This window comes from Natronococcus occultus SP4 (assembly GCF_000328685.1).
GTDB lineage: Archaea > Halobacteriota > Halobacteria > Halobacteriales > Natrialbaceae > Natronococcus > Natronococcus occultus.
This window is the reverse complement of the sequence record NC_019976.1, coordinates 83114-109173: the sequence shown is the minus strand read 5'-3', so window position 1 is coordinate 109173 and position 26060 is coordinate 83114. Positions and strand designations below refer to the sequence as shown.

Annotated in this window: 27 protein-coding genes and 3 pseudogenes; 14 read left to right on the top strand and 16 right to left on the bottom strand. The window is 66.3% G+C overall.

From position 1 onward, the window contains the following. Positions 1 to 102: 102 nt before the first annotated feature. From NATOC_RS20065 to NATOC_RS20050, 4 genes are all read right to left on the bottom strand, one after another. Entirely contained in the window at positions 103 to 753 is a 651-nt protein-coding gene (locus NATOC_RS20065) for a cytochrome b family protein (protein WP_015323325.1), read from the bottom strand. A 170-nt stretch (positions 754 to 923) separates the two neighbouring features. Beyond that, positions 924 to 2561: a potassium channel family protein gene (locus tag NATOC_RS20060; protein ID WP_015323324.1), complete on the bottom strand. Its 1638-nt coding sequence runs from the start codon at positions 2559 to 2561 to the stop codon at positions 924 to 926. Between the two features lie 16 nt (positions 2562 to 2577). Next, complete coding sequence (gene fer / locus NATOC_RS23120) at positions 2578 to 3807, bottom strand: ferredoxin Fer (RefSeq protein WP_015323323.1); 1230 nt, start codon at positions 3805 to 3807, stop codon at positions 2578 to 2580. A gap of 491 nt (positions 3808 to 4298) precedes the next feature. Then, positions 4299 to 4778: a universal stress protein gene (locus NATOC_RS20050; RefSeq protein ID WP_015323321.1), complete on the bottom strand. Its 480-nt coding sequence runs from the start codon at positions 4776 to 4778 to the stop codon at positions 4299 to 4301. Between the two features lie 133 nt (positions 4779 to 4911). Between NATOC_RS20050 and NATOC_RS20045 the strand changes: the two genes are divergently transcribed. Beyond that, entirely contained in the window at positions 4912 to 5163 is a 252-nt protein-coding gene (locus NATOC_RS20045; RefSeq protein WP_015323320.1) for a hypothetical protein, read from the top strand. Positions 5164 to 5212: 49 nt separating this feature from the next. Here the strand turns inward: NATOC_RS20045 and NATOC_RS20040 are convergent, their stop codons facing one another. The 4 genes from NATOC_RS20040 to NATOC_RS23330 all read right to left on the bottom strand — a co-directional run bounded on the left by NATOC_RS20040 (position 5213) and on the right by NATOC_RS23330 (position 6646). Then, positions 5213 to 5632, bottom strand: coding sequence for a universal stress protein (locus NATOC_RS20040; protein ID WP_015323319.1), 420 nt, complete (start codon positions 5630 to 5632; stop codon positions 5213 to 5215). A gap of 73 nt (positions 5633 to 5705) precedes the next feature. Then, on the bottom strand, positions 5706 to 6110 hold the full coding sequence (locus NATOC_RS20035) for a universal stress protein (protein ID WP_015323318.1): 405 nt from the start codon (positions 6108 to 6110) through the stop codon (positions 5706 to 5708). A gap of 79 nt (positions 6111 to 6189) precedes the next feature. After that, positions 6190 to 6489: a transporter associated domain-containing protein gene (locus NATOC_RS20030; protein WP_049888995.1), complete on the bottom strand. Its 300-nt coding sequence runs from the start codon at positions 6487 to 6489 to the stop codon at positions 6190 to 6192. Next, positions 6476 to 6646 (bottom strand): hypothetical protein, encoded by a 171-nt coding sequence (locus NATOC_RS23330; RefSeq protein WP_394296453.1) that lies wholly within the window; start codon positions 6644 to 6646, stop codon positions 6476 to 6478. Before NATOC_RS23330 ends, NATOC_RS20030 begins: the two co-directional genes overlap by 14 nt. Before the next feature lie 383 nt (positions 6647 to 7029). On the opposite strand from NATOC_RS23330, the gene NATOC_RS20020 reads away from it, so the two are divergent. Together NATOC_RS20020 and NATOC_RS20015 are read left to right on the top strand one after the other, a co-directional pair. Further along, the gene (locus NATOC_RS20020) at positions 7030 to 7464 is read left to right on the top strand and encodes a pyridoxamine 5'-phosphate oxidase family protein (protein ID WP_015323317.1); all 435 of its coding nucleotides are present in this window, start codon (positions 7030 to 7032) and stop codon (positions 7462 to 7464) included. A 67-nt stretch (positions 7465 to 7531) separates the two neighbouring features. Next, positions 7532 to 8358 (top strand): annotated as a pseudogene (locus tag NATOC_RS20015) (TIGR00341 family protein); the annotation flags it as partial. 463 nt (positions 8359 to 8821) lie between these two features. On the opposite strand, the pseudogene NATOC_RS20010 reads toward NATOC_RS20015, so the two are convergent. Then, positions 8822 to 9106: pseudogene (locus tag NATOC_RS20010) on the bottom strand (alpha/beta hydrolase); the annotation flags it as partial. Between the two features lie 192 nt (positions 9107 to 9298). On the opposite strand from NATOC_RS20010, the pseudogene NATOC_RS20005 reads away from it, so the two are divergent. Beyond that, positions 9299 to 9475 (top strand): annotated as a pseudogene (locus tag NATOC_RS20005) (universal stress protein); the annotation flags it as partial. Between the two features lie 8 nt (positions 9476 to 9483). Here NATOC_RS20005 and NATOC_RS20000 read toward each other — a convergent pair. Together NATOC_RS20000 and NATOC_RS19995 are read right to left on the bottom strand one after the other, a co-directional pair. Further along, positions 9484 to 9960 (bottom strand): pyridoxamine 5'-phosphate oxidase family protein, encoded by a 477-nt coding sequence (locus NATOC_RS20000; protein WP_015323316.1) that lies wholly within the window; start codon positions 9958 to 9960, stop codon positions 9484 to 9486. 98 nt (positions 9961 to 10058) lie between these two features. Continuing rightward, positions 10059 to 10361 (bottom strand): winged helix-turn-helix domain-containing protein, encoded by a 303-nt coding sequence (locus NATOC_RS19995; RefSeq protein ID WP_245549728.1) that lies wholly within the window; start codon positions 10359 to 10361, stop codon positions 10059 to 10061. Positions 10362 to 10611: 250 nt separating this feature from the next. Here NATOC_RS19995 and NATOC_RS19990 point away from each other — a divergent pair, with 250 nt between their 5' ends. After that, positions 10612 to 11034, top strand: a complete 423-nt coding sequence (locus tag NATOC_RS19990; protein WP_015323314.1) for a CBS domain-containing protein — start codon at positions 10612 to 10614, stop codon at positions 11032 to 11034. 182 nt (positions 11035 to 11216) lie between these two features. On the opposite strand, the gene NATOC_RS19985 is transcribed toward NATOC_RS19990, so the two are convergent. Both NATOC_RS19985 and NATOC_RS19980 read right to left on the bottom strand, forming a co-directional pair. Continuing rightward, a complete protein-coding gene (locus NATOC_RS19985) occupies positions 11217 to 11444 on the bottom strand; it encodes a DUF7557 family protein (RefSeq protein ID WP_015323313.1) in 228 nt (75 codons plus the stop codon). Next, the gene (locus tag NATOC_RS19980) at positions 11441 to 11833 is read right to left on the bottom strand and encodes a secondary thiamine-phosphate synthase enzyme YjbQ (RefSeq protein ID WP_015323312.1); all 393 of its coding nucleotides are present in this window, start codon (positions 11831 to 11833) and stop codon (positions 11441 to 11443) included. The genes NATOC_RS19985 and NATOC_RS19980 overlap by 4 nt, the downstream gene beginning before the upstream one ends. A 91-nt stretch (positions 11834 to 11924) precedes the next feature. On the opposite strand from NATOC_RS19980, the gene NATOC_RS19975 reads away from it, so the two are divergent. Further along, positions 11925 to 12668 carry a Dph6-related ATP pyrophosphatase gene (locus NATOC_RS19975; protein WP_015323311.1) on the top strand — a complete coding sequence of 248 codons (744 nt, stop codon included), beginning with the start codon at positions 11925 to 11927 and terminating at the stop codon, positions 12666 to 12668. Between the two features lie 93 nt (positions 12669 to 12761). Here the strand turns inward: NATOC_RS19975 and NATOC_RS19970 are convergent, their stop codons facing one another. The 3 genes from NATOC_RS19970 to NATOC_RS19960 form a co-directional block, all read right to left on the bottom strand. Beyond that, positions 12762 to 13211, bottom strand: coding sequence for a pyridoxamine 5'-phosphate oxidase family protein (locus tag NATOC_RS19970; RefSeq protein WP_015323310.1), 450 nt, complete (start codon positions 13209 to 13211; stop codon positions 12762 to 12764). A 116-nt stretch (positions 13212 to 13327) separates the two neighbouring features. After that, the gene (locus NATOC_RS19965; protein WP_015323309.1) at positions 13328 to 13723 is read right to left on the bottom strand and encodes a hypothetical protein; all 396 of its coding nucleotides are present in this window, start codon (positions 13721 to 13723) and stop codon (positions 13328 to 13330) included. A gap of 336 nt (positions 13724 to 14059) precedes the next feature. Then, entirely contained in the window at positions 14060 to 15043 is a 984-nt protein-coding gene (locus NATOC_RS19960) for a TackOD1 domain-containing metal-binding protein (RefSeq protein ID WP_015323308.1), read from the bottom strand. 532 nt (positions 15044 to 15575) lie between these two features. Here NATOC_RS19960 and NATOC_RS19955 point away from each other — a divergent pair. From NATOC_RS19955 to NATOC_RS19920, 8 genes are all read left to right on the top strand, one after another. Then, positions 15576 to 17975, top strand: a complete 2400-nt coding sequence (locus tag NATOC_RS19955) for a rhodanese-like domain-containing protein (RefSeq protein ID WP_015323307.1) — start codon at positions 15576 to 15578, stop codon at positions 17973 to 17975. Then, positions 17976 to 19214, top strand: coding sequence for a Coenzyme F420 hydrogenase/dehydrogenase, beta subunit C-terminal domain (locus NATOC_RS19950; protein ID WP_015323306.1), 1239 nt, complete (start codon positions 17976 to 17978; stop codon positions 19212 to 19214). A gap of 270 nt (positions 19215 to 19484) precedes the next feature. Next, entirely contained in the window at positions 19485 to 21392 is a 1908-nt protein-coding gene (gene nosZ, locus NATOC_RS19945; RefSeq protein ID WP_015323305.1) for a TAT-dependent nitrous-oxide reductase, read from the top strand. Between the two features lie 21 nt (positions 21393 to 21413). Continuing rightward, positions 21414 to 22193 (top strand): hypothetical protein, encoded by a 780-nt coding sequence (locus tag NATOC_RS19940; protein WP_015323304.1) that lies wholly within the window; start codon positions 21414 to 21416, stop codon positions 22191 to 22193. Then, the gene (gene nosD / locus NATOC_RS19935; protein ID WP_015323303.1) at positions 22186 to 23577 is read left to right on the top strand and encodes a nitrous oxide reductase family maturation protein NosD; all 1392 of its coding nucleotides are present in this window, start codon (positions 22186 to 22188) and stop codon (positions 23575 to 23577) included. Before NATOC_RS19940 ends, nosD begins: the two co-directional genes overlap by 8 nt. Next, on the top strand, positions 23558 to 24553 hold the full coding sequence (locus NATOC_RS19930; protein ID WP_015323302.1) for an ABC transporter ATP-binding protein: 996 nt from the start codon (positions 23558 to 23560) through the stop codon (positions 24551 to 24553). The genes nosD and NATOC_RS19930 overlap by 20 nt, the downstream gene beginning before the upstream one ends. Next, positions 24550 to 25479, top strand: a complete 930-nt coding sequence (locus NATOC_RS19925; protein ID WP_015323301.1) for an ABC transporter permease — start codon at positions 24550 to 24552, stop codon at positions 25477 to 25479. Before NATOC_RS19930 ends, NATOC_RS19925 begins: the two co-directional genes overlap by 4 nt. After that, on the top strand, positions 25476 to 26027 hold the full coding sequence (locus NATOC_RS19920; RefSeq protein ID WP_015323300.1) for a nitrous oxide reductase accessory protein NosL: 552 nt from the start codon (positions 25476 to 25478) through the stop codon (positions 26025 to 26027). Before NATOC_RS19925 ends, NATOC_RS19920 begins: the two co-directional genes overlap by 4 nt. The last annotated feature ends 33 nt before the right edge of the window (positions 26028 to 26060 follow it).

Below are 26060 nucleotides of genomic sequence, written 5' to 3'. Positions count from 1 at the left end.
GGTCGACGATTCCCGTTCGCGAGGCTTTCGGATCGAGCTACATGATCGGGCTCCTCGAGCGCGGGGTCGAAGTCGACTCGGGGCGGTTGTTCTGAGCGAGGGCTACAGGTCCGGTGGATACTCGCCGGTCTTCCGGTACTCGGAGACGACCGCTATGAACGCGACCACGTGGAGGGCGACGACGATGACGATCATCGCGAGGTAAATCAGGTGGAGCGGATCGTCCGAGGGAAACCCCATCTCTTCGTACGGTCGGAGGTACGCTCGATCGTAGCCGTGGACGGCAACGAGCCAGAAGATGACGTACGTGCCGTGACTCTGGTGCCACTTCCAGGCTTTCGGTCCGAGGGAGTCGTAGGCTCTGTTGTTGGACGTAAACGCCAGCACGATCGCGATGATGACGGCGACCATGGCACCGAACGCCCACGGACTCATGTCGACGAGATAGCCGACGACGTCCCAGTCGCGTGCCCAGAAGACGAACAGTACGTGGACGACCGACCAGATCGCAAACCAGATCCCCAGTTCCGATCGCCAGTTCACGGGGAAGTTCCCGGAAAACCGACGCCTGATCGACGGCCTGATACGGACCAGCGGGCCGATAACCATTACGACAAACAGGATGAAGAAGGGAACGGCAGCGACGACTCGCTGGCCGCGGTATCCGATGCCCCACAGCAGAACAGCCACGACGATGCTGCCGATCGCTACGCCCAGATGATGGGTGAGCTCGTTGTTAGTGTCAGATGTCATGACTCCTCCGTGTCACGTATTCGTTGCCGAACGGACACCGATCACTCATATAAAACTGTTCCCGACCCTCACAGTCGCGTGCAAACACATTCCAAGTTCTCTCTCGACATTCGACGACGTTCAAGTCATGAATCGGAGAACGCCAGCAGCAAGCAACGGGCGACAGATTGCTATCCGAACTCACGTTCGAACCGGCGGACGTTCTCGTCGGTACCGGCCAGCACGAGTTCGTCGTCGTCTTCGAGTTCGAACGACTGTGGGTCGAACTCGGTAATTACGTCGTCGTCCCTGACGATGGCGAGGACGGTCGTCCCGGTCCGTTCGCGGATGTCGCCCGTCTCGAGCGTCTGCCCTCCGAGTTCACCGGTCGGAGTCGCCACGACCCTGATCCGTTTGTCGAACGCGAGCGCAGCTTCGTCTTCGAAAACAGTCGAGACCATCATTCGACCGCTGACCGTCGCCAGCGCCTGGACATCGTCAGCTCCTGCACGGTAGAGTTTCTGGACGTCTTCCTCCCGATCTGCCCTGGCGAAAACGTCGACGCCGGCGTTCAGATCCTGGACGACGAGCGTGACGAAGATGGCGGTTGTGTCGTCTCCGACGGTGACGATCACCGCCGACGCGTCCTCGATGCCGGCCTCGCGTAACATTCCCGGCTCGCGGGCGTCGCCGACAACGTCGACACCCGGCTTGTCCTCGATGTCGAGGATGGTTACCTGTGTCGTCGTCCCCCCGAGGGTCTTGGCAGCGGCTTCCCCCGACTCGTCGTAGCCCGCGATCAACACGCGCTGGGGTGCGAGATCGCGGACGGTCGAGTGTGCCTGTGATCGGAGCTCGTCGACGTTTTTCGGATCACCGGCGACCAAGAGTCGTGTATCCGGCGTCACTTCGAGATCCATCTCGACCGGGCTCTCGAATTCGCCGTCGAACCATGCGCCGACGACGACCACCCCAAACTGGTCCGATAGCTCACACTCTGCGATCGACTGGCCGCAGAGTTGGCTTCCAGCCGTAACCGACACCTCGACCAGTTCGAGCTCGTCGCTAATCGGGACGCTTGCGTCGACATCGCTCGTCACGGCGGTCGGGACTCGACCCGCGAGACTCTCGCCAAGTAGCTGGCGGGGCGACAGCACCGTGTCCGCCCCCGCGATTCGCTGGTACGGCGCTCGATCTTCGTCTTCGGCGACAGTCACGATCGGGACGTTCGCGTTCAGTTCCTGGACGGACAGCACGATACTCGCGTTGACATCGTCGGCGACGTCGATAACGACAGCCGTTGCCGTCTCGACGGCCGCCAGCTCGAGGACGTCGACCGATTCCGGATCACCGTGGACGACGGTCGTCCCGTCCTCATGTAACTCCGTCGCCGTCTCTCCGTCGGGTTCAACGACGGTGAACGGCCGATCCAGGGAGTCGAGTTGGGTCGCGAACGACTCGGTTCGAGGCGTGTAACCACAGATCACGACGTGATCTTCGAGCGTGACCGGCTGTTTCGGCGGCGAAGTTCGGAACGCGGTCTGGAACCAGGGAACGACGAAGGCGTCGATCGCCCCGAGGATCAGTCCGATCCCGGCGAGTTGCATCCCAACGACGAGCAGGTTCATCCGCGTCGTTTCCCACGGTGCGTCCTGCCCGTACCCGGTCGTCGTGAAACTCTGGAAGACGACCTCGAACGACTGGACCAGCCGCTGGGGCTCGTCCTCCCAGGTTGTCATCCCGACATTGTATGCGACCGTGAAGACGGCGGTCGTTACCACTACCAGCCCGAGGTAGGTGACAGCGCGACGTGAGATCCACGGTGGCATGGTTATGCCGAGTCAGTCAGACGACGCGGTCCTGAAGCCGGTCGAGGTACTTGGCGTTGTAGACGAGCGCGATCGAGTCACTCGTCGGCGTCGCGACGCAGGTCAGTCGCATGTCGTGGTTCTCCACTTCGTCCTCGGAGAGACTTCGCTGGACGTCCATCTCGAGTCCCCCCTCGAGCAGCACGGCGGTACAGTTCACGCAGCCGCCGGCCCGGCAGTGAAACGGCCAGTCGTGACCGGCCGCCTCGGCCGCGTCGAGGACGTACTCGTCGCGCGACACCTCGAAGGTACCGTATGCCGTCTCGTCGAGACCGGCGTCCGCAGCGCGCTCGAGGAGGTCGTCGTCCTCGATCGACCAGCCCTGTTCGTCGACGACCCGGTAGTCGAGGTACTCGACGGTCACTGCCTCGGTTCGCGGTGCGCTGATGCCGATCACCGGGACGCCGGCGAAGCGGACGACCCGCTCGGTCGAACTCCCGAGGAGGTATCGCCGCAAGCCGGTCTCGCCGTGGGTCCCCATCACGACGCAGTCGGCGTCGTGCGTGGCCGCTATCGCCAGAATCTGCTGGTCGACTCGGCCGGCGGGGACCGAGACGTCGACGGCCTCCAGCGGCGACCCGCGCAGTCGCTCGAGCGCGTCGTCGACCGGTTCGAGGCCGAGTTCGTCGTCGCTCGAGAGGTCGATCGTCTCGGTTCCGTCGACGTCTCCCTCGTCACTGACGTGAACGACGTGGAGCCGGGCCCCCGTTTCGACTGCGAGGTCGACGGCGTGCTCAAGGGCGGTCGCCGCGCTGTGGCTCCCGTCGGTCGGTACCAGGACGCGTTCGAACTCGTCTTCGAGGGACGTCTCTTCGTGGACGGTCGCAACCGGGACGGGCGACTCCCGAAGCGTCTGCTCGGCGACGCTGCCCAGTAAGAATCGGCCGAGTCCGCTGCGACCGGTCGTCCCCATCACGATCAGGTCCGCATCGCGCTCGTCGGCGGATGAGAGAATCTCTTCGTGAACGTCGGCGTTCCCCTCGCGGCGTTCGCGTGTCACCTCGAGACCACGGTCCTGTGCTCGGTCGGCCAGTTCGTCGACGGCCTGTTCGCCCTCGTCTTCGTCGTCGCCGCCGACGAGTCCTCGCTCCAGAACCGAGACGACGTGGAGCATCGCGTCGAAGCGCTCCGCAAGTCGGACCGCGTACGTTCCAGCGTCTTCTGCCACCGGACTTCCGTCGGTCGGTACGAGAATCGTGTCGTACATCGCACGGTCCCTACCATGCTCGTCCCGAAGAACCTCTAGGGGCGTCCCCACGGTTAATGCCACGTGTCGGTGTAACTGGAGCGCCTGCACCGCGTCCAACGCTGAGATTCGTGTCGAAGATTCTGATTGACACCAAGACGCAACGCGTCTCGCGAACGCTGAAGAAACGCGCAATCCGCCGATCCCCATCGCGGAATCTTACGCTATCAAACGTGGGAGGAGGTTAAGTACCGCGACGGCGTATGTCATGACATGGAATGGCAATGCCGTCTGTACGGTCATTGGTGGCGCCACCCGTGGAACCACGAGGTCGTCCTCACACAGGATAACGGACCGGTCTATCCGCTCCGGTGTGGTCGCTGTGAGTCCGTCAAACTCATAGACCGGAACGGAAACGGCCGGCAACCCACCGAGCGTGAACTATCGTTCCACGACGAGATCGAATCGCATCGACGCTAACCGCGGCCCACCCGTTTCGTCGGCCGCGGCCGTCATCGGACGATCAGGACGGGGACCGGTGCCCGTTTGACGACGGTCTCCGCGACGCTACCCAGCAGGAACCGTTCCGCGCCGGTTCGACAGTGACTCCCCATGACGATCCGGTCGATGTCGTGATCCTCGGCGTACTCGAGGATGACGTCGTCGGGTTCGCCGAACTCGAGGACGGTCTCGACGCTCCGGTCGTGTTCGGCCGCGATCGCGCGCGCGTCGCCGAGGACCGCTCGGGCCTTCGATTCCGCTTTCTCGTGCCACTCGCGCCAGTACTCCGGCGATACCGATCCTGGCGGAGAGCCGTCGTCGAACGTTGGCCGCATCACGTCGAGGAGGCTAAGACCCGATCCGATCGGGTCCATGACGTGGGAGACGACGATGGCGGCGTCCGGATAGTCGGTCAACGCCGTCTCGAGGGCTTTCATCGAGAGCGACGACCCTTCTGTCGGGACGAGGACGGTCCGAGTCAGACGTCCCATACCCCGCGTTCGAACGAGTAGCCACTGGGTGTTCGGACGAGTGGGAGGGCCCGTCGGTCACGTTCTCGGTTCCCGAGAACTGACGGGGGTTCTTCATCGGTCGCGCCGTTAGCCTCCGGCAGAGGGGGGCGAAATGGTCAGCAACTACGATACGATACTCATCGGGATCACAACGAGTCTTCTGGGAGGGGTCGTACTCGGTCTCGCGACGACCATCCAGTTCCACACCGGGGTGTTTTTCGGCGCGCTCGTCGCGACGGCGTTCGTCTACGACGCGATGTTTCGGAATCCGCCCCTGCCGACCGCGCAGCCGGAGCGGGCGGCAGCGGCGATCGTCTGGCACGCGTTCCTGTTCGTACTGACGCTGACGGTTTACTTCGGGTAGCGTCTCGACTCCCCACCGCGGGCGAGGAGTCGGCACTCGATCGGAACGGTCAGGCGGTCAACACCGGACGATCCGCGGTTCGAACGATTCGCTCGGCGACGCTGCCGATCCGATCCGTTCGCGTGTGGCTCTGTCCCTGGTAACCGATCACGATCAGATCGGCGTCGATCTCCGCCCCCTTCTTGCGAACCGCTTCCCACGGACGGCCGTGACAGACGTTCCAGCGACAGTCGATTCCGGAGCTATCAGCTCGGTCGCTGATCTCCTCGAGCATGGCGGCGCCCTGGTCCTCGAGGTTGTCGAGGATGAGTTCCGTGCTGCTCAGTGCGGGTTCGCCGTACCGGTGCGTCTCGACACAGTACATCGCGTGCAGATCGGCGCCGTACCTGTCCGCAAGGGTCAGTGCGTGTTCGATCGCTCTGTTCGCCGGATCGCTTCCGTCGGTCGGAACGAGGATCGTATCGTACATTGGCGTGGAACTTCACGTCGAAGGCTGCCAAATAGCTAATACCAGGCGAGCTTACAGGTCGACGACGGAGCGGTCAGACCGTGAGCGACGGTCGGTCGACGTGCCTGACGACGCGTTCCGCAGTGCTGCCAATCTCCCCGCCGGCGCCGAGCCCGCGGTTACCGAACACGACCAGATCCGCGTCGATCGACTCGGCGTACGCACCGATCTCCTCGTGCGGACGGCCCTGCCGGAGTTCGGTCGTCACGTCGACGTCGGCCCGCGTCGTGACGTCCTCGAGGACGTCGTCGGCCCGCTCTCGCAGGTCGTCGACGAGGCGTTCCGTTCCGGACAACATCGAGTCGCCGTATCGGCTGGTGTCGACGACCGAGACGGCATACAGCGCGGCGTCGAACGTCGACGCGATATCGACCGCCGCGTCGACTGCACGGTTTGCCGGGTCGCTGCCGTCGGTCGCAACGAGAACTGTCTCGTACATGGTGTAGGGGTCCCACCACCGATTCGGCCAAATAAGTTACCGTAGTAGCGACGGCTCGAGTCGGTACGCTCCACCCCCGCTACCGTCCGCTGGCAGCCGGTCGAGTGAGCCGAACGTTGACGATTCGTCTGTCGGCGACGTCCTCGACGGTGGTCGTGACGTCGTCACGGGCGACCCGATCGACGTCCTCGGGGAGGTATCTGGCTCGATCGGGAACAAGTCCGGCGACGGTGTCGAACGTCGCGGCCACGGGGAGGGAGAGATCGAGCGCTTCGTTGACCAACGCGACGGAGACGTCGCCGCGAACGATGGCCGTCCGCTCGTCGACGATGCGGATCGGGGCCGGTTCGCGGGGACCGAGGATCTCACCGGTGATCACCTCGGTCGGATCCTCCGTGGTGACGGTCTCGTTCGTCGGGCTCGATGGCTCCGGCGCGCTCTCCGGCCTCGATCAGCTCCTGGAGCTCGCTGCGAGTGAGGGAGGCCGACTCGATCGACGTCTCGGCGCCGACGAACCCGTTGACGACGCGGGTCAGCTTGTCGAACAGAACGACGAACGGGTACGGCAGGGACTCCGCGTAGCGTATCGGCCGAACGTCGCGATCAGGACAGCCTTCCCTCGGTGATGTAGAACCCGAGCAGCGCCGTCGCGACGGCCATAGCCGCAGGCTCCGATCCCGCTAGCGCGAACGACACAGTTCCTCGAGGGTTCCCGCAGTCTCCAATCCCATCGGTTGCTGTACGAGATGACAGTAGAAAAAGCGGCGCGGCGGGGCGGTGTCGTACGACGTCCCTACCGAATTAGGACGGGGATACCGCGCCGCAACCGATGAACTTGTCCGATCGTTCGTTCACACTGGCGGATACGTTCCTGTAGCTTCTATAAGCGATTCCATGATCTAGACGGCTGGTGTCCGAAATGACTGATACGTGGTACGGCCATACGATGGCAGCGGACGAGATCGCCGAGTTCCTGAACGAGCAGGCGACGGGCGTGCTCTGTCTCTCGAAGGACCGCCGGGCGTACGGCATCCCGATGTCGTTCGCGTACGACGCGGACGAAGAGCGAGCGATCATGGACCTCGGGTTCGCCGACGACAGCAAGAAACGCGAGTTCCTCGAGACGACCGACGAGGTCTGTCTCACCGTCTACGAGTGGGACGGACCGCACGACTGGACGAGCGTGGTTCTGAGTGGATCGTTCGAACCGCTCTCCGAGAGCGACGTTGACGACGACCTCGAGGCGTGGTACTATCGCGTGGCGAAAGATATCGACGTCTCGGCCGGCGACGTCGATCTCGAGTGGTACGAGCTCCGGGCGGCGGAGCTGTCGGGCGTGGCGCTCTCCGAGTGACGCCGGCGCCTTCCCGGTCGAACGGGACGCCGTAGAGTTATCCCTCCGTTCGTCGGCGGATCGGTCCATGCGGTATCTCGAGATCGTGGTACCGGAGAACCGACGACGGGTCGTCCTCGACGTCCTCGACGCGGAAGACGTCGAGTACGTCGTTAGCAACGAAGCGAGCGCGAGCGGGGACGACGTCGTCGTCAGGTTCCCGCTTCCGTCGTACGCCGTCGAGCCGGTGCTCGACAGCCTGAACGAAGCCGGGCTCGAGGACGCGCGGGTCGTCGTCATCAACGTGGAGACGGTCATCTCCACGGAGTTCGACGAGCTGTTAGACCGGTACAGCCGGGGGGAACGAGGAGTAAACGGACCTCGAGACAGGTGCTCCGGACGAAAGCTGACGGACTTACGCCCGCGTTTTCGGTCTCCGTCGTCATGGTACTGTTGAGCGCCGTCGTCGCCACTGCGGGGTTGCTCTCCGACTCGTCCGCGGTCGTCGTCGGCTCGATGGTGATCGCACCGCTGCTCGGTCCCGCGCTGGCAGCCAGTGTCGGTGTCGTCACGGGTGACGACGGGCTCCGGCGGACGGGGTTTCGCTACCAGATCGTCGGCGTCGCCGTCGTCATCGCCGCGTCGATCGGGATCGCGGTACTCGCTCGCCTGGGCGGACTCGAACCGGCGGGCGTCGACATCGTCCCCGTCGCCGAACTGGAAGAGCGCGTCTCGCCGAACCTGCTCTCGCTGGCGGTTGCGCTGGGTGCCGGAATCGCCGGAGTCCTGAGTCTCACGCGAGGGTTCTCGGAAGCGATCGTCGGCGTGATGATCGCCGCGGCGCTTATCCCGCCTGCTGCGGCCGTCGGTATCACCGCGGGCTGGGGAATGTACGGCGCGGCCGCGGGGGCGTTGAAGTCCGACGTCCTCGATTCGCTCACGTGGGAGACCGGCGGGGATCGGGACGTCCAGGTGTACGAGCCCAGCCTGATAGACGACGCGAGCTACGACAAGATCGTGGCGATGGTCGAGACGTTCGGCGAACGCCTTCGCGACGCTGCCGATCACGAGATCGGTCGCGACCGAACGATATTAGCCCCTTCCGGATCGCTGTAACTGCCACCTGACGGTGGTATACTCGCTGTTGCCGACTCCACGGTCGACGTTCCGCGGTCGGTAACGACTGCTTTCCGAGCGGAAGTCTTTACTGGAGTACTTATGTAAAATATTAGCGTGACGTATATATCGATTCGTAACCGGAGGCTGAAGACGGAAACGGTCGTAACGATCCGTCGGAGTCGTCTGTCAGTCTACTGGCGGCGAACGCGTCTGCTCTCCCGGGACCGAGTCAATGCCCGAACCGACCACCGCGGGGCCACTACTTCAGCGTCCGTTCGAACCAGTCGGCCGCCACCTCGAGTTCGCCCGCTCTCTCGAAGCGGTGGCCGACCCCCTCGACGACGTGCAGTTCCGCCTCACAGGTGAGCCGATCGGGCCCCTCGCGGTTGGGCTCGAGCACTTGTGTGTCGTTCCCGCCGACGATGAACAGGATAGGGGCCCTGACCTCGTCAAGAACTTCCGCGACCATGTCGACGCGACCGCCGCGGGAGACGACGGCGTCGATATCGTCCTGGAAGCGCGCCCCACCCCGGAGCGCGGCTGCCGTGAGCTCGCCGTGGACGGGCGCGTCCGGCTTCGCTTCGAGCGTGTGGTTCCCGGATTGTACCGGTACAGTCCCGGCCCGAGCTCCGGATTTCCGCCGGAGGTAACCTCGAGAAACGCGGTGAGCGGGTACGTCGTCCCGGCGCTCGGCGCGGCGCGCAGCTGGACGCCGTCCCTGACGTGAACCCCTATGACTGAATCGGTCGTCGGACGTCCGGCTCGAGAGATCGTCTCGTCCGTCGAGGACAACGGCGTCGACGAGGGAGTGATCGGCAGCCACGGACGCCGAGGCTCGTCGAGAGTGCTACTCGGAAGTGTGGCAGAACTGGTCGTCCGGCGCGCGCCGGTACCGGTGACGGTCGTTCGGTAACTGGGCCGTCACTCGTCGGTCGCCTCGAACGCCGGCGGGAGCCCCTGGTGTTTGATTCCCGTCTGCTCGTCGATCCGGAACTCGTAGATTGCGACCGCTCCGGAAAGTGACGCCGACTCGAACAGTTCCGGACGCCACGCGTCGGCCAGTACCTCCTCGAGTTCGTCCCACGAGGACTCCGAGACGGCGGAGATTCGTCCCGTCAGGAGAACACTCTCCCAGTTGTACATTGTGTCCGCCGAGAAGACCAGGAAGCTCGCTGCCTCGGTGGTCTCGGTCAGCGTCTCCTTTCGGCTGCTCGATCCGAGCAGATAGGTGAAGTAGAGCCGAGAGTCGCCGTCGTAACCGAACGAGAGCGGGAGGAGGTAGGGGACGTCCTCGTCGGGGAGTCCGAGGACGCCCACCTTCTGAGCGGACAGGAAGTCCCGGATCTCGGTATCGGTCATCTCGGCCAGTCCGTACTCCCGCAGTTCGTCGACTGACATACGTTAGTAGTCACCGACTGGCAAGGAAAAACCTATCCACGGTCCTCGGTCGGTGAGGATCGCCCGCGGAGTACTTGTAGTCGAGGCAGACGACGGTGTTATTGAGTCGTCGGGACCTCCGCATCGACGGCTTCGAGGACGCTCGAGACGAGATCGCAGCGGTAGTATCGAACCGTCTCCCCGTGGCGGTCGTAGTCGACGATTCCGAGGTCCCGGAGCATCGGAAGATGAACGTGATGGAGTTCGCCCCGCCACTCGTCGCCCGTCGTGGAGACGGCGCGAGCCAGTTCGTCGACCGTGATCCAGTTGTCGTCGAGCGCCTCCAGTACGGAGACGATCTCGCGACGGCGTGCGTTGGCGAGCACGCGAAGGACCTCGTCCGTCTCACACGTCCGGTGCACGATTCCGCAGTCACCGCGGATCGGACACTCACCCATTGTCAGTCGGTTCTCCTTTTGGAGGGCGGCAGTAAAGTACCCATCCGGAGTTCCCACGGGGTGGTAATACTGGCAACGCGGTCCCATCGGTCCCCGTGTAGGCGATCGCCCCTCGCAGACACCGTCCTCGTCGGGAAGCGACCGTCAGGGAGAACACACGGTCACGGACACAGCCACCAGCAACTATGTCGCTCGCTCTGGAAGCGGGACAACGATGCCAGTCGAAGCTCTCGCACGAAGCGACGTCGTCACTGCCACGACCGGAGCACCGATTCACGAGCTCGCGACGACGATGCGCGACGAGGACGTCGGGAGCGTCGTCGTCGTCGACGGTGACGAACCCGTCGGAATCGTCACGGACCGCGATCTGACGGTCCACGTCCTCGCCGAGCGAGCCGATCCCGGCGATCTCAGCGCCGAGGACGTGATGTCGGACGATCTCCAGACGATCGACCACGACGCTGGGTTCTACCGGGCGACGGAACTGATGAGCGAACGGGGCGTCCGCCGCCTTCCCGTGACGGACGCGGACGGCGAACTGGACGGCATCATCACCGTCGACGACCTGAACGAACTGCTCGCCGACGAACACCAGGAGCTCGCGAGCGTCGTTCGAGCGCAGCGGCCGCCGTACTGAGCGAGACGCCGCTGGCTCTTCGGGTTCGTCGCTACCGGTGAGCTGTATCCGGGCGACGACGCGGCCGTTCATCGATCCGTCCGTACTGGTCGGGAATCCGCTCGCCGTCGTCGAACGCGGGGCTCTCGAGCCGGAGCTCCTCGTTCTGTGTGGCCTCCGAAAGCGCCAGGTTGTCGTCGCGGTCACCGATACTGTCTCGAGGCAGCCAGCGAACCAGGCGACGCCGCGTCGTGACCGACCGTCGCGTGAGCGGCCGTCTGCGGACGCTCGTCGACTCGCGCCCCTTCTTGGAGGAACCGGCCCTCCTGTTCGTAGATCGCCACCAGCTCCTCGATGAACTCCGCGAATTCGACGAGTTCGGTGATCGGTCGTCCACCCGGCGTTGCGGACGGCTCGTCTCGGAACGTCACCCCGAGACGGTCGTCACTCGGAGCCGACGCCGTCTGGGCCCGTCACAGTCGACGAACAGGATCGCCTGCCAGGTCCCGAGTGCGAGCTCGCCGTCGACGATGGGAACCGTAACGCTCTCGCCAAGCAGCGTCGCGCGCAGGTGGGCGTCCGCGTTGTCGTCGATCGCGTCGTGAGCGTACGTCTCCCCGCGGGGGACGAGTCGTTCGAGCGCGTCCTCGATATCCGAGAGAAGTCGGTCCTCGCGTTCGTTGACGATCACGCCGGCCGTCGTGTGCGGAACGGACGCAGTACAGAGCCCGTCCTCGAGATCGGCAGGGACCGCCTCGGCGACGTCGGCGGTGACGTCGACGATATCGACTCGCTCGTTCGTTCGAACGTCGATCTGCATGGGCGACGCCACGATCGACTCCGTGATAGTCCTGCCGGCGCGAGCGGTCGCGCTCACCACGTATTTGTTCGGCGGCGACGAAGGAACTCGCATGGTCGCATCGGAGGGCGGCTGGATCGCGCTGTTTTCCGGCGGCAAGGACTCCTCGTGGGCGCTACACCGGGCGCTAGAGGCAGGTCGCGACGTTCGGCGGCTCGTCATCGTTCGTCCCCCGGAGGGCAGTCACGCGTACCACGCTCCCGCAACGGCGGTTACACGGCTGGCTGCGCGGAGCATCGGCATCCCGATAGTCGACGCAGGGCTTCCCGCAACTGATCTCGAACCGCCCGATCTGCGAGCGACCGGGCGATCGTCCGCAACTGACGGTACCGAGGAGTTCGAGTCGCTGGAAGTGGTGCTCGAACGGCTCGACGACGAGTTCGACGGCGGGCTCGCCGGTGTCGTCGCCGGCGTCGTCGGAAACGAGTTCCAGGTCGACCGTCTGCGATCGCTCTGTGACGGACTGGGCTGTACGTTTCTCGCGCCGCTGTGGCGGGCGGAGCCGCGGGCGCTCGCGACGGAGATGATCGACGGCGGTCTCGAGATCGTGATCGTCGAGGTATCCGCACCCGGATTCGACGAGCGCTGGCTCGGCCGACGCCTCGATCGGAACGCCCTGATCGAGCTGGAGGCGCTCGGCCGCGAGCACGGCGTCCACCTCCTGGGCGAGGACGGCGCGTTCGAGACGATCGTCACCGACGGCCCCCACATGGAACGTCCGATCGCGCTCACGGTCGAGCGGGAGTGGAACGGCGACTGGGGGCGACTGCGGATCGTCGACGCCCGGCTGGAGTGAGCGAGTCGAATCATAGGGTTCGCTGGAACAGGTCCCCGGAGCGACCGCGGGACGACGCCCGGTCGTTCCGGAACTGACTTCCAGCGGACTGTATCAGGACTCCGTTCGGACCTCCTTGCGTCCCGACAGCGTCTCGGGCTCGAGGCGGAAAAAGCGAAACGTCACCTCCTTCGGGGGCCGTTCGAAGATCTCGACGAGCGGAATTTCGACGGCCCACATCCCGTGAATGTCACCGGGCTCGAACGGCGCTTCGTCGATCTCCTCGAACCGGCCCTCGGCGACGACGCTTCGCCACCCCTCGTCGGTCTCCCGGTGGACGACGAACGAAACGGATCGATCGATGAGATCCGCCTTTCGGCTCCCCTGCGGAACGGAGAGTCGGTAGTAAAACGCCCGCTCGTCCGGATTGTAGCCGTACGACACCGGTATCGAGACCGGTGGGTTCTCCGCTCCTGACGGAAAGGAGACGACGCCGATCCCACCCTGTCCGAGGAACTCGTCGATCTCGTCAGCGCTCATCTGGAGCCAGCGCAGCCCTTGCATATCGGAATACAGGAGCGGGGAGGGGAAAGTACCCTGTTACCGGAAATCGGGACGGTCAGATCGTCGTGAACGTCGGCGACCGAAGCCGGTGTGCGATCCAGTGCCGGGGGACGCGGTTATTCCTCACCCTCGAGGACGCGCTCGTAACTGTCCAGAATCGGTCGGTACCGCTCGCGGTGTTTCTCGGGGAGTTCGCGGACGACACGTGCGCTATCCGTCGTGACGACGACCGTCCGTGGAACCCCCTGCCAGTTTTCGCGGTGGCCGAAGTACTCCCGTTCGATTCCGTAGCGGCCGCTCGCGTCGACGTAGGCGACGCGGGTCACCGGGAGATCGAACCGCGTGTTCGGAACCGACCGCTCCTCGAGCGAGCGGGCGACCGCCGCGAACCGGCAGCCCGAGCGCTCCCGGTCGCCGTCCTCGAGCCGACGGATCGTCGGCTCGTCGATCAGCGCGACCTCGCGTGCGGAGCCGATGGATGGGTGAGCCCCGTCTCTCGTGTTCGTAGTCATTCGGCTGGAAATCCAGGGACCGTGAGGCCCGCCGCCGGCGGGAACCAGCCCCCTCCAGACGCTCCCCGGGTCACTACTCGCTAGGCGCGCCACGATCATCAATCTGTGCCGTTTCTTTCACGACACTATCTGACAGGAAACCGCAGGATGATGTGTGGGACCGACCGTCGATCGACAGCCATCATGTCAACGAGCTATGGCAGGGTTGAGACGGGACTGGGTCGGGAGAGGATCGCGTCACCGTCGCTCCGGATCGAACGCGGAGACGGTGCCCGGACACCGACGCGACATCTGGCGTTCGTCGGCTCTCGAATCCCAGAGCGCGCGAGGACGGCGCTACTGGCGGCTGCCCCGGCTCGGAACCTCGAGGGCTGCGGTGAGCCGCTGGAACAGTCCGGTTCGGTGGCCGCCGACGCTGTCGGTCGTCTCGTACTCCGGCACGAGCGATCCCTCGCCGCTCTCGTCGAACGCGAGCACCGTCAGCTCCGATCGCTCCGCGCGTTCGGCGACCTCGCGCTGGACGGTCCCCGAGGTCGTAACGACGACCGGGTGAGCGTCGACCGACTCCGCGAACGCGGCGAACGCGTCGACGGTCTCGGCCTCCGGGGTCTCGGAGATCGCGACGATTCGTCGATCACCCATCAGCCGATCCTCGGCGAGGACGTGAACTGGGCGTGACCCCTCGTCGACGACGGTGTCGATCTCGGTCTCGAAGCGACGCTCTTCGAGGACCGCTGCGGCGGTCTCCCGGGCCGCCCGCTGGTGCTCGAGCCAGGCCTCACCCTCGTCGGTGAGGCTGTAGCGGTACAGGACTCGCTCGATCGTCTCGAGGGGCGGGAACAGCGATTCACACTCCCGGCAGCGGAGCCGGTCGTCGGGTACGTCGAACGACTCCGGGCACGCCCGGCAGCTGTACCGGTGTTTCTTCTCGATATCAACCGACTCGAGGTCCTGTTCACAGTCCGGACACCGATAGCCGTCCTCGGATTCGAACTCCGACTCGGGTCCGGTGTGGCCACAGACGTGTTCGATGACCGCCGTCTCGACGGCCCGTGGGTCGCCACAGGCCGGACAGACGGTCGTGTACTGCAGTCCCTCGGTCGCACAGTCGGGACAGACGTACACCTTCGAGACGAACTCGTCGTTCAGGACGCCACGCGTGGCAAACTGCTCGAGGACCGCCGACGGCTCGTCGTCGGGGTCGTCGAGCAACTGGGCGACCGCGTCGTAGCTCACCGAGCCGTCCTCGTCGACGTCGGGCTCGAACGCGCCGTCCTCGAGCAGCGCATCGATCAGTCGGAACTCCCCTGGTGAAACCATGGATTGCTATCGAAACTGGGACTACAATCCACCTATAGTTTCCCCTTGAGCGGCTACTAGTTCGAAACTGACATACTTGCGAACGTATACGTAGACGTTCGTTCATGAGATCAACGTATAGAAACGGAACAGTGAGGCGTCGATCGACGCGCCACGAGCGGGAGAGCCCTGCCGAACGAACTGTCAGCCAGGTTCCGGAAACCGCTGCCGGGTCCGACGACCGAACCCCTACCGCAGAGAACGGGCGCGTCGAGGTCGCTGTCGGGAGATCGGATCCGAATCGAGAGATAAGATCGGTTCGTATGACGGGACGGGTCGTCGTCAGTGTCTGCGACGGCTGGCTGCCGTCGTTTCGGAGCGACGGCAGCCGTTACCCGTACGCGTAGCTGAAAGGGGCCCTCGCGTCAATCCCTGGGTACGACATGATCGATCCAGTTCCGCGCGGAGACCGAACCGAACGGCGGACGGCGTCCGCGGAGACGCCACCGCTCGCGCCGAGGCAGCCACCCCACCACGAGACGGGTGGTCGCCCGTGAGCACCCCGACCGTCGTCGACCCGTCCTGGCTCGCGGCCCACCGCGAGTCGGTAACGGTCGTCGATGTTCGCTCGCAGCGTGACTACGCGACCCTCGGCCACGTTCCGGGATCGGTAAACGTACCGACCGAGACGTTTCGGGATCCGAGCAGCGTCGCGGTCGGAAAGCTGCCCGGCGCCGAGACCTTCGGGACGGCGCTGGGCGAGGCCGGGATCGCCTCCGAGGATCCGATCGTCGCGGTCGACGACGCGAACGGCGTCGACGCGGCCCGGTTCCTGCTTACCGCCGCCGTCTACGGCCACGAGGGCGGCCTCTACCTGCTCGATGGCGGACTCGAGGCCTGGACCGACGAGGACGGCGAACTGAGCGAGGCCGACCCCGATCCCGAGCCGACCGCGTATGACGCCACGCTGCGGGCCGACGCGCCGCTCGTCGACCGCGAGGACGTCGAGACAGCCGTCGAGGGTGACGCCGTCGTCGTCGACACCCGAAGCGCCGCCGAGTACGCGCAGTCTCACGTTCCGGGTGCGGTCCAGCTCGGGTGGGAGGACCTCCTCGAGGACGACACCGGGCGGCTGAAACCCAACGATGAGCTCGAGGCGCTGCTCACCAAGAAGGGGATCCGCCGCGATGAACGGATCGTCCTCTACTGTAACACGGCCCGGCGGCTGAGCCACACGTACGTCGTGCTCCGCGACCTCGGCTACGAGGACGTCGCGTTCTACGAGGGGAGCCTGACCGACTGGGTGCGCGCCGAGGCCCCCGAGTGGGACCCCGTCGAACTCAAGCGCCAGGTCCGGGCCTACGCCGACGCGGGCGGGTTCGACGCGATGGTCGCGGAGCTGGGCGAGGACGTCCTCAATCGCCTGAAGCTGATCGGGCTCTACCACCAGAAACAGGAGGGCTACTTCATGCTCCGGACGCGGGCCCCGGGCGGAGTCCTCACCGCCGAACAGGCCGCGACGATCGGCGAGGTCGCCGACGAGTTCGCCCGTGCGCCCGAGGCGTACGGCGGCGTCGACCAGAACCCCGTCTTCGGCGACGGCTACCTCGACGTCACGACCCGACAGGACATCCAGCTCCACTGGATCCGGATCGAGGACATCGACGAGATCTGGTCCCGGTACGAGGACGTCGGTCTCGAGACGATGCAGGCCTGCGGAAACTCGGTGCGCAACGTCGTCGCCTGCCCAGCCGCGGGGATCGACCCGAACGAGACCGTCGACGTCCGACCGATCGTCGAGCGGATCTGCGAGCGGTTCCTCGGCGACCACGAGTACGCCAACCTCCCCCGGAAGTTCAAGATCAGTATCGCGGGCTGTCACGAGAACTGCGCCCGCGCACAGATCCAGGACCTCGCGCTCACACCCGCGGTCAAGGACGGGCGCGACGGGTTCGCGGTTCGGGTCGGTGGCGGACTCTCCGACGGGCCACGGGTCGCCTCGGAGCTCGACCTCTTCGTCGAGCCCGATCGGGTCGTCGAACTCGTCGAGGCGATGGCCGACCTCTACATGGACCACGGCAGCTACCTCGACACCGCGGTCAACCGCCTGCGGTTCCTCGTCGAGGAGTGGGGCGTCGAGCGGTTCCGCGACGAGCTCGCGTCCCACGCCGACTTCGAGTTCGAACCCGCGGGAGAGTCGCTGACGACCGACTACCGCAACGACCACGTCGGGATCCACGACCAGAGCGACGGCCGTTCTTCCGTCGGACTGAACGTCCCCACGGGACGGATGGGCGGCAACGAGTTCCGCGAGCTCGCGGGACTCGCGGCGGAGCTCAGCGAGGGCGAGCTCCGGCTCACGCCGAACCAGAACGTCCTCGTTCCCCACCTCGAGGACGACGTCCTCGAGACCTTCCTCGACAGCGCGGTCGTCGACCGCTACGGTCCAGATCCGGGCCCGTTCACCCGGGGAATCGTCACCTGCACGGGCCGGGAGTTCTGTACCTACGGAATCATCGAGACGAAAAACCGGGCGATCAGGTGGGCCCGCGAGTTAGACGAGTGGGCCGAAGCGGTCGGCATTGCGGACGAGCACGAGCGGATCCGCGTCCACATGTCCGGCTGCTCGGCCTCCTGCGCCCAGCCCCAGCTCGGCGACGTGGGGCTGCGCGGCGAGGTGTACCGCGACGACTTCGACTCCGGCCGCGCGGCCGATCTCGGCCTCGGCGGCGACCTCGCCGACGACGAGTTCATCGACTGGCTGGTCGGAAAGGTTCCGATCGAGGACGTCCCAAGCGTGATCAGAGCGACGGTGCTGGCCTACGACGACGACAGCGGCGCGGACGAGTCGTTCGCCGAGTGGAGCCGTCGCAAATCCGATGCCGAGCTGCGGACGATACTGGCCGAGCGGCCGGAGCCGAAACCACCTGCTGCCGGCACGGAGGTGAGCTAGATGGCGGCCGACAACCGCCCGTCCGTCCCCGACCCCAAGGGCGTCGGCGGCGACCCCCGCGAACTGAACGACGACGTCGCGGAACCCCCGGGGAAGATCTGGTTCCGAGACCTCGACGAGGCCGTCATCGAGGCCGACCGCTGCGTGCAGTGTGCCTCCTGCGTTGCGGCCTGTCCCTCCGATTCGATCGGGATCGACGAAGAGGAGCGCCGTCCCACGCTCGTCCGGATGTGTACCGGCTGCTCGCGCTGTTGGGACTTCTGTCCCCGCAGCGGGCTCCGGTACGAGCGCGTCCTCGGGCTGCTCGAGGACGAACGCGCGCTCGAGACCCCGGAGACGTACGCCGCCAGCGCGACGGGCGAGGCGGCAGCCGTCGGCCAGGACGGGGGCGTCGTGACGGCGCTGCTCGCCGAGCTGATCGAACGGGACGAGCTCGACGGAGCGGTGGTCGCTCGCGAGAGCAAGGACGAGCCCCTTCGGGGCGTTCCGTTCCTGGCGACTTCCCGCGAGGAACTGCTCGCGGCCGCGGGCAGCAGCTACAACCAGACGATGGGACTGGGCGAGCTCGATGACCTGCTCGCGGCGAGCGAGCTCGACCCAGAGACGGCAGAGCTCGCGCTCGTCGGGACGCCGTGTATGATCCAGGGCGCCACCGCACTCGATCGGTACGACCACGCGCCCGCCGATCCGATCTCGCTGACGGTCGCCCTGCTGTGTACCCGCAGCTTCGAGTACGATCGGCTGCGCTCGAGTCTCGAGGGGTACGACCTCGACCCGAACGAGATCGAGCGCCTGGACATCTCCGAGGGCGTCCTCTCCGCGTTCGACGCCGACGGCGAGAGCGTCCTCGAGGCCGACGTCGACGCGTTCGACGCGGCGGGGCTGCGCGGCTGTGACGAATGTGCGGATTTCGTCGGCGCCGCGGCCGACCTCAGCGTCGGTAACGTCGGCACCGATCCCGGAACGACCACGGCGATCGTTCGCACCGAAAACGGACGGCGCGCCTGGAAGCGGGCGAGCGACGCGCTCGAGACGACCGCGATCGATCGTCCAGAGACGCTCGAGCGACTGGCGGACTGGAATCGACGGCGAGCGAAGGCGCTCATGCCCCGAGAGTTCGATCCCGACGGCGACGTCGGGATCCCATACGAGCGCCACCGCGAGGCGTACGACGGGACGGACCGGGAGCCGGAGCCGCTGAACCCGGCGCGCGTCCACCAGTACGAGGAGTGGTGTTGAGGATGCGCTAGCGGTCCGAGCGGTCGCAGCGGTGGGTCGACACGGTCGGCGAGCGCTCGCCTCCTTCGGGGGAGTCCGTCGATCGACAGTTCCGCACTCGGTCTGTTTGCTCCGGAGAGCTACGCCGGCTCGATACGTGTCGTTTCGGCCGAACCTGTTCCCGCGTATTACCGTTGAACGGGAATCTGAAGCAGCCATAACGTCGTCCCGATCCAAGTGTGACCTGTACAGGTGCAGTAACCACACGCCGACGCGACACGACCCAAGCCAATGACGAACCAACACGCGACCGAACCGACCAGCGACGAGCGATCGACCGACACGACAGCGGGGGACGAACGCGATCCCCTCTTCGCGCGGATTCCGCGGCGGGACTTCATGGTCGCGGGCGCCGCGACCGGGATGATGGGGTCGCTCGCGGGCTGTACGGGACTGCTTAGCGGCGACGACCAGACTTCGGCAGCCGACGTCGACACGGAGGTCCCGCCCGGCGAACACGACGACTACTACGCGTTCCTCTCGGGCGGCCACTCCGGCGACATTCGCGTCTACGGCGTTCCCTCGATGCGCCAGCTCATGCGCATCCCGGTGTTCAACGTCGAGAGCGCGCGCGGCTACGGGTTCGACGACGAAACCCACGAGATGCTCCAGAACTCGGGTGGCTACACGTGGGGTGATACCCACCACCCCCGAGTCAGTCAGACCGACAACACCTACGACGGCGAGTGGCTGTTCGTCAACGACAAGGCCAACGGCCGGATGGCCCGGATCGATCTCGAGTACTTCGAGACGGACGCGATCATCGACCTGCCGAACCACCAGGGAACCCACGGCGCCTGCGCGCTGATGCCCGATACGCGACTCGTCTTCGGCGTCGGCGAACTCCGCGTCCCGATTCCGAACGACGGGCGGGACCTCGACGATCCGAGCGAGTACGGGTCGACGCTCTCGGCGATGTCGGCGGACCCGTTCGACCACGAGTGGGACGTGATGGTCGACTGCAACCTCGACAACGGCGACTCCGGCAAGGAGGGCGAGTGGTTCTTCACGACCAGCTACAACAGCGAGGAGGGCGTCACCGAACAGGAGATGACGGCGGCCGACACCGACTACGTGGTCGCCTTTAACATCCCCCGCATCGAGGACGCCGTCGACGCCGGCGAGTACGAGGAGATCAACGGCGTCCCGGTGGTCGACGGGACCGAGGACAGCCCGCTCAACGACGGGGACGAACCCCTGGTGCGGTACGTCGACGTCCCGACGAACCCCCACGGGGTAAGCGTCACGCCGGACGGACGGTACGCGATCGCCTCCGGGAAGCTCGATCCCACGTGTACGGTCATCGAGATCGATCGGCTGAACGAAGTCGACGATCCCAACGACGCCGTTGTCGGCCGGGTCAACGTCGGGAACGGCCCGCTTCATACGGCCTACGACGGCCGCGGCCACGCCTACACGACGCTGTTCGTCGACTCCCAGGTCGTCAAGTGGGACATCGAGGCCGCCGTCGACGCCGAGATGGGGTCGGAGGACCCGGTGATCGAGAAACACGACGTTCACTACAGTCCGGGTCACCTGATCGCCGCCGAGTCCTACACCGGCGACCCGCAGGGTGACTGGCTGATCGTGCTGAACAAGCTCTCGAAGGATCGGTTCCTCCCCGTGGGGCCCGTGTTTCCCGAGAACGACCAGCTGTTCTACATCGGCGACGACGACGCCGGGATGGAGCTCGTCAAGGACACGCCAGCCTACCCCGAGCCCCACGACGCCTCGATCGTCCGGGCCGACCGCCTCGATCCCGCCAGCGTGTACGATCCCGACGACCTCGAGCTGGATTTCATCTCGCCCGACGACGAGGAGAACTTCATCGAGCGCGACGGGGACCAGGTCCACATCGAGATGTACAACCAGCGCAACCACTTCGGCTTCGACGATATCACCGTCCAGGAGGGCGACGAGGTCACCATCAGATCGACCAACATCGAGCAGGAGGAAGACATCATCCACTCGGTCGCGATTCCACAGCACGACGTCAACGTGAAGCTGGCACCACAGGAGACCCGCGAGGTGACGTTCACGGCCGACGAGCCCGGCGTCTACTGGATCTACTGTGCGTACTTCTGTAGCGCACTCCACCTCGAGATGCGCTCGCGGCTGCTGGTCGAACCGGCCGACTGACCACACCCCCATCTATCCGCCATGTCAAAGATCAACAAACTATCCGAACTCCGTCGCGCGCTCCCGCTCGCAGCGGCGGCGCTGTTACTCGTCGCGATCGCCGTACCGATGTGGCGGATCACGCTCGAGGCCCCCCAGTACCCTGACGGGCTGTTCGTCGAGCTGTACGCGTACCCCCGTCTCGAGGGCGACGTCGCGGAAACGCAGGCGCTCAACCACTACGTCGGGTTCTACTACCCCGATCCGGTGTATCTCGACCCCAACTACGACGTCCACCCGAACGCGATCGCGGTCCCCGAGTGGTCGATCGGGCCGCTCGCGTTCGTCGCCGTCGCTGCAGCGGGTGTGTTCGTTGCGCTCGCGCCGACGGTCCGGAAGCTGAAGCTCGGCCTGACCGCCCAGCTCGCCGGAACGATAGCGGTGTTCGTTACGATGTTCGCGCTGATCCAGTACCGACTCTACCAGGCTGGCCACGCGCTCGATCCCAACGCGCCGATGCGCGGCATCGACGGATTCACGCCGCCGCTGCTCGGCTCCTACGAGATCGCCAACATCAGCGGGCTCGCCTGGTTCGGTCCCGGCGGCTACCTCGCGCTGGTCGCGATCGCGTTGCTGGTCGCGGCCTACGCGTTCCGGGACTCGGCGGCGACCGTCGGCGACGCACCGACGCTCGTCGTGACCCGTCTCGAGCGGGCTCGAACGTGGATTCGGAACCGACGCGACCGAAACGACGAGCCACGGCCGACCGCCGCGGGCGACATCGATCCCGATCCCGATGCCGAGGTGAGCCGCGATGACTGACCGCGAGCGCTGGTTCGCCGTCGCCGCCGCGGCGATGCTCGTCGTCTCGCTTGCAGCAGCCGCCGTCGCCGCGACCGACGACGCCGACGATCGCGAGGACGTCGCCGAGCGCTGGACGCCCGACGTCGACGCCGCGGACGTCCGCGAGGAGACACCCCCCGACGAGCCGGGCGTCGCGACCGTCGACGATCGGGAGTTCGATTCCGTCGGGGACGCCGTCGACGCCGCTGAGCCCGGCGACACCGTCGTCCTCGAGGGTGCCTTCGAGGAGCGCGTGACGATCGAGACGCCCGACATCACGCTCGCGGCCGCGGGCGAGGGCGCGCTGATCGACGGCGGCGACGAGGACACCGTCGTACACGTCGCGGCCGAGAACGTGACCCTCGAGGAGCTGTGGATCCGCGGCTCGGGCTACGACCGCGGAAACGAGGACGCCGGCGTCCTCGTCAACGGCTCCGAGTCGGTGCTCACTGACGTTCGACTCACCGATGTGACCTACGGCGTCTGGATCGGCGAAGCCGAGGACGTCACCGTCGAGGAGGCGACGATCGTCGGCCGCGAGGACGTCCCCGAGTCCGAGCGGGGTAACGGGATCCACCTCGACCGTGCCGACGGCGCCGAGCTGCGGGCCAACGAGATCACGACCGTCCGTGACGGGATCTACTTCTCGTGGTCCGACGGCGTCGAGGCCGCCCAGAACACGATGTGGGAGCTGCGCTACGGCGTCCACTACATGTACTCCGACGACAACCGCCTCGAGAGCAACGTCGCCTTCGACAACGACGTCGGCTTCGCGATCATGGTCTCGGCGAACCTGACGATCGTCGACAACGTCGCGGCGAACAACGACGGCCCGAGCGGCCAGGGCATCCTCGTCAAGGACGTCGACCGTACCGAGCTGCGGGACAACGCCGTCGTCGCCAACCGCAACGGGTTCTACGTCTACAACGCCCACGGCAACGAGATCGTCGACAACCTCGTCCTCGAGAACGAGGTCGGCGTCCAGTTCACCGCGGGCAGCTCCGACGAACTGGTCGTCGGCAACAGCTTCGTCGCGAACGGCCAGTCGGCGTACGCGCCGACGACCGCACAGATCGCCTGGAACGACTCCGACCGGGGCAACTACTGGTCCGACGCCCGGGCCGTCGACCTCGACGGCGACGGACTCAGCGAAACCCGCCACCAGCCCGCGGGCAGCGTCGAGACGCTCGTCCGCGAGCAGCCCCAGGCCGCCGTCTTCGCCGAGAGCCCGGCGTTCGACGCGGTCCGGATGGCCGAGAGCTCGTTCCCCGTCATCAAATCGCCCGGCGTGGTCGACCACCGACCGCTCGCCGAACCGCCACACGACGACCGGAGGGACGACTATGCAGATCACGATCACTGACCTACACAAACGCTACGGCGACGTCGTCGCCCTGGACGGGCCATCCTTCGAGATCCCGTCCGGATCGACGTTCGGCGTCCTCGGGACGAACGGCGCGGGAAAGACGACCCTCTTCGAGCTGCTGGTCGGGCACGACAGCCCGGACGCCGGGCGGATCGAAGTCGGCGGGATCGACGTCGAACGGGCGGGCCACCGCGTCCGCGAGCGGGTCGCCTTTCTGCCCGAGCACGCCGGGTTCCCACCATCGATGACCGGGCGCGAGGTGCTCTCGGTCCACGCCCGCATCCGCGGGCTCGGCGTTCGCAAGGAACGTATCGACGACACTCTCGAAATCGTCGGGCTGACCGACGCGGCCGACCGGGCCGTCGAGGGCTACTCTAACGGGATGGGACGGCGCCTCGGGCTCGCGTCGGCGCTGCTCGCCGAACCGCCCGTGCTCGTCCTCGACGAGCCGACGGCGGGACTCGATCCCCGCGGCGTCGCCACCTTCCACGAGATCATCGAGCGACTCGACCGCGAGACCGACGCAACCGTCGTGCTCTCATCGCACGTCCTGAGCGAGGTCGAACGGCTCTGCGACGCGGTCGCCGTCCTCGAGGACGGCGAGCTCCGCGCTGTCGGCGCCGTCGACGAGCTGCGGGCGGCGGGCGACGGCGTCACCGTCACCGTCCGGCCCGCGAGCGAACGGGATCGGACGCGGGTCCTCGAGACCGCCGGAGAGTACGGCGAGGTGACCAACTCCGGCGGAGAGATCGCGGTCGTCTGCGAGCGCGAGGACGCCCTCGCGCTCTCGGGAGCCCTCGAGTCCGACCTGATCGATCGCTTCGAAGTCCGCGAGCCGGGACTCGAGGCGGCGTTTCACGAGGCGCTCGCGGCTGGCGAGGACGAGAGCGAGGGCGACAGTGTGACGACCGGGACGAACGACGGCGGAGCGGTCGACGAACCGACCGAGACGGCGGAGGTGAACGCGCGATGACGGACCCACAGGCGGCCCGGCGACGGACGGAAGGCGACGAGGACGAGCCGCGACCGAGAGCCGACGGCGGCTACGGGACGATAGCCGACGCCGGGCTCGGTCGAACGAGCGAGTCGGGCGACTGGTACCGACAGCTGCTGGTCGTCGCCGAAACCGAGTATCGGCTCGCGGTCCGCGGACGGTGGGCGATCGCGCTCACCGTCGTCTTCGCCGCGTTCGCGCTCGGGCTGACGACGTTCAGCGGCTCGGACGCCAGCCCCGAGGGGTTCGAACGGACCGTCGCGAGCCTGGCCGTCCTCGCCGTCTACCTCGTCCCGCTGGTCGCGCTCGCGTTCGGCTACGACGCCGTCGTCGGCCGCGAGGAGAGCGGCTGGCTCCGGACCCTGTTCGCGCTCCCCGTCGAGCGGGCCTGGATCGTCGTCGGAACCCTGCTCGGGCGGGCGGTCGTCCTCGCGAGCGCGACGATCCTCGGGTTCGGGATCGCCGGGAGCTTTCTGCTGCTCGAGTTCGGCCTCGGCGGGTTCGACGCCTACGTCCAGTTCCTGCTGGCGGCCGTCGGGCTCGGGCTCGTCTTCCTCGCGATCGCCGTCCTCGTCTCGACGCTCGCCCGGGAGAAGACCCACGCGCTCGGGATTGCCCTGCTGATCTGGGCGTGGTTCGTCCTCGTCCACGACCTGCTCGGGCTCGGGATCGTCGCCGCCTTCGACCTCTCGGGGACCGCCGTCTCGGCGATGTTGCTCGCGAACCCGACGGGAATCTTCCGTGCGCTCGTCCTCGGGACGCTGGGCGCAGCCGGCGACGCCGGTTTCGCCACGGTGCTGGCCGAGTCCGGCCTCTCGACGGGGGTGCTCATGGGAGCGCTCGTCGCCTGGATCGTCGTTCCGACTGTCCTCGCGGCACTCGCGATACGGAGGCGACGGCTATGACGTGTCCGCGACGCCGCGTTCTCGTCGGCGCCGGAACGCTCGCGACGGCAGCGACGATCGGCCTGTCCGGCTGTCTCGGGGACGACGGGACGGCCGTCGACGAGTCGGTCGAGCCGATCACCCTCGACGACGGAGCGACGTGTGACGCCTGCGGGATGGTGATCGCGGACCACCACGGTCCCGCCGGACAGCTCTTCTACGCGAGCGAGGACGACGGTCCCGCAAAATTCGACAGTCTCCGCGAACTCGTCGCCGTCCACGAGGAACGCCGCGCTCGGGGTGACGAGCTCCGTGCGGCCTTCGCGACCGACTACTCGAGCGTCGACTACCGCCTCGAAGAGCGGGAGGGGACGCGATATATCTCTACCCACGCCGAGGCGTCGGCGTTTGCCGACGCGACGGAGCTGTCATACGTCGTCGACAGCGGAGTCGAGGGAGCGATGGGTGAGGAGTTCCTGCCGTTCTCGGATCGAGAGGAGGCGTCGGCGTTCGCGGACGAGCACGACGGCGAGGTGCGACCGTGGTCGGAGCTGCATGTAGAGGGGTGAGAAGCGAGAGCGCCCACCCGCGGTCGGCGACGA

Excerpts from the sequence above, each read along its gene's own strand:
- NATOC_RS20065 (WP_015323325.1), bottom strand. The coding sequence starts at position 753 with ATGACATCTGACACTAACAACGAGCTCACCCATCATCTGGGCGTAGCG.
- NATOC_RS20060 (WP_015323324.1), bottom strand. The coding sequence starts at position 2,561 with ATGCCACCGTGGATCTCACGTCGCGCTGTCACCTACCTCGGGCTGGTA.
- fer (WP_015323323.1), bottom strand. The coding sequence starts at position 3,807 with ATGTACGACACGATTCTCGTACCGACCGACGGAAGTCCGGTGGCAGAA.
- NATOC_RS20050 (WP_015323321.1), bottom strand. The coding sequence starts at position 4,778 with ATGGGACGTCTGACTCGGACCGTCCTCGTCCCGACAGAAGGGTCGTCG.
- NATOC_RS20045 (WP_015323320.1), top strand. The coding sequence starts at position 4,912 with ATGGTCAGCAACTACGATACGATACTCATCGGGATCACAACGAGTCTT.
- NATOC_RS20040 (WP_015323319.1), bottom strand. The coding sequence starts at position 5,632 with ATGTACGATACGATCCTCGTTCCGACCGACGGAAGCGATCCGGCGAAC.
- NATOC_RS20035 (WP_015323318.1), bottom strand. The coding sequence starts at position 6,110 with ATGTACGAGACAGTTCTCGTTGCGACCGACGGCAGCGACCCGGCAAAC.
- NATOC_RS20020 (WP_015323317.1), top strand. The coding sequence starts at position 7,030 with ATGACTGATACGTGGTACGGCCATACGATGGCAGCGGACGAGATCGCC.
- NATOC_RS20000 (WP_015323316.1), bottom strand. The coding sequence starts at position 9,960 with ATGTCAGTCGACGAACTGCGGGAGTACGGACTGGCCGAGATGACCGAT.
- NATOC_RS19990 (WP_015323314.1), top strand. The coding sequence starts at position 10,612 with ATGCCAGTCGAAGCTCTCGCACGAAGCGACGTCGTCACTGCCACGACC.
- NATOC_RS19980 (WP_015323312.1), bottom strand. The coding sequence starts at position 11,833 with ATGCAGATCGACGTTCGAACGAACGAGCGAGTCGATATCGTCGACGTC.
- NATOC_RS19975 (WP_015323311.1), top strand. The coding sequence starts at position 11,925 with ATGGTCGCATCGGAGGGCGGCTGGATCGCGCTGTTTTCCGGCGGCAAG.
- NATOC_RS19970 (WP_015323310.1), bottom strand. The coding sequence starts at position 13,211 with ATGCAAGGGCTGCGCTGGCTCCAGATGAGCGCTGACGAGATCGACGAG.
- NATOC_RS19965 (WP_015323309.1), bottom strand. The coding sequence starts at position 13,723 with ATGACTACGAACACGAGAGACGGGGCTCACCCATCCATCGGCTCCGCA.
- NATOC_RS19960 (WP_015323308.1), bottom strand. The coding sequence starts at position 15,043 with ATGGTTTCACCAGGGGAGTTCCGACTGATCGATGCGCTGCTCGAGGAC.
- NATOC_RS19950 (WP_015323306.1), top strand. The coding sequence starts at position 17,976 with ATGGCGGCCGACAACCGCCCGTCCGTCCCCGACCCCAAGGGCGTCGGC.
- nosZ (WP_015323305.1), top strand. The coding sequence starts at position 19,485 with ATGACGAACCAACACGCGACCGAACCGACCAGCGACGAGCGATCGACC.
- NATOC_RS19940 (WP_015323304.1), top strand. The coding sequence starts at position 21,414 with ATGTCAAAGATCAACAAACTATCCGAACTCCGTCGCGCGCTCCCGCTC.
- nosD (WP_015323303.1), top strand. The coding sequence starts at position 22,186 with ATGACTGACCGCGAGCGCTGGTTCGCCGTCGCCGCCGCGGCGATGCTC.
- NATOC_RS19930 (WP_015323302.1), top strand. The coding sequence starts at position 23,558 with ATGCAGATCACGATCACTGACCTACACAAACGCTACGGCGACGTCGTC.
- NATOC_RS19925 (WP_015323301.1), top strand. The coding sequence starts at position 24,550 with ATGACGGACCCACAGGCGGCCCGGCGACGGACGGAAGGCGACGAGGAC.
- NATOC_RS19920 (WP_015323300.1), top strand. The coding sequence starts at position 25,476 with ATGACGTGTCCGCGACGCCGCGTTCTCGTCGGCGCCGGAACGCTCGCG.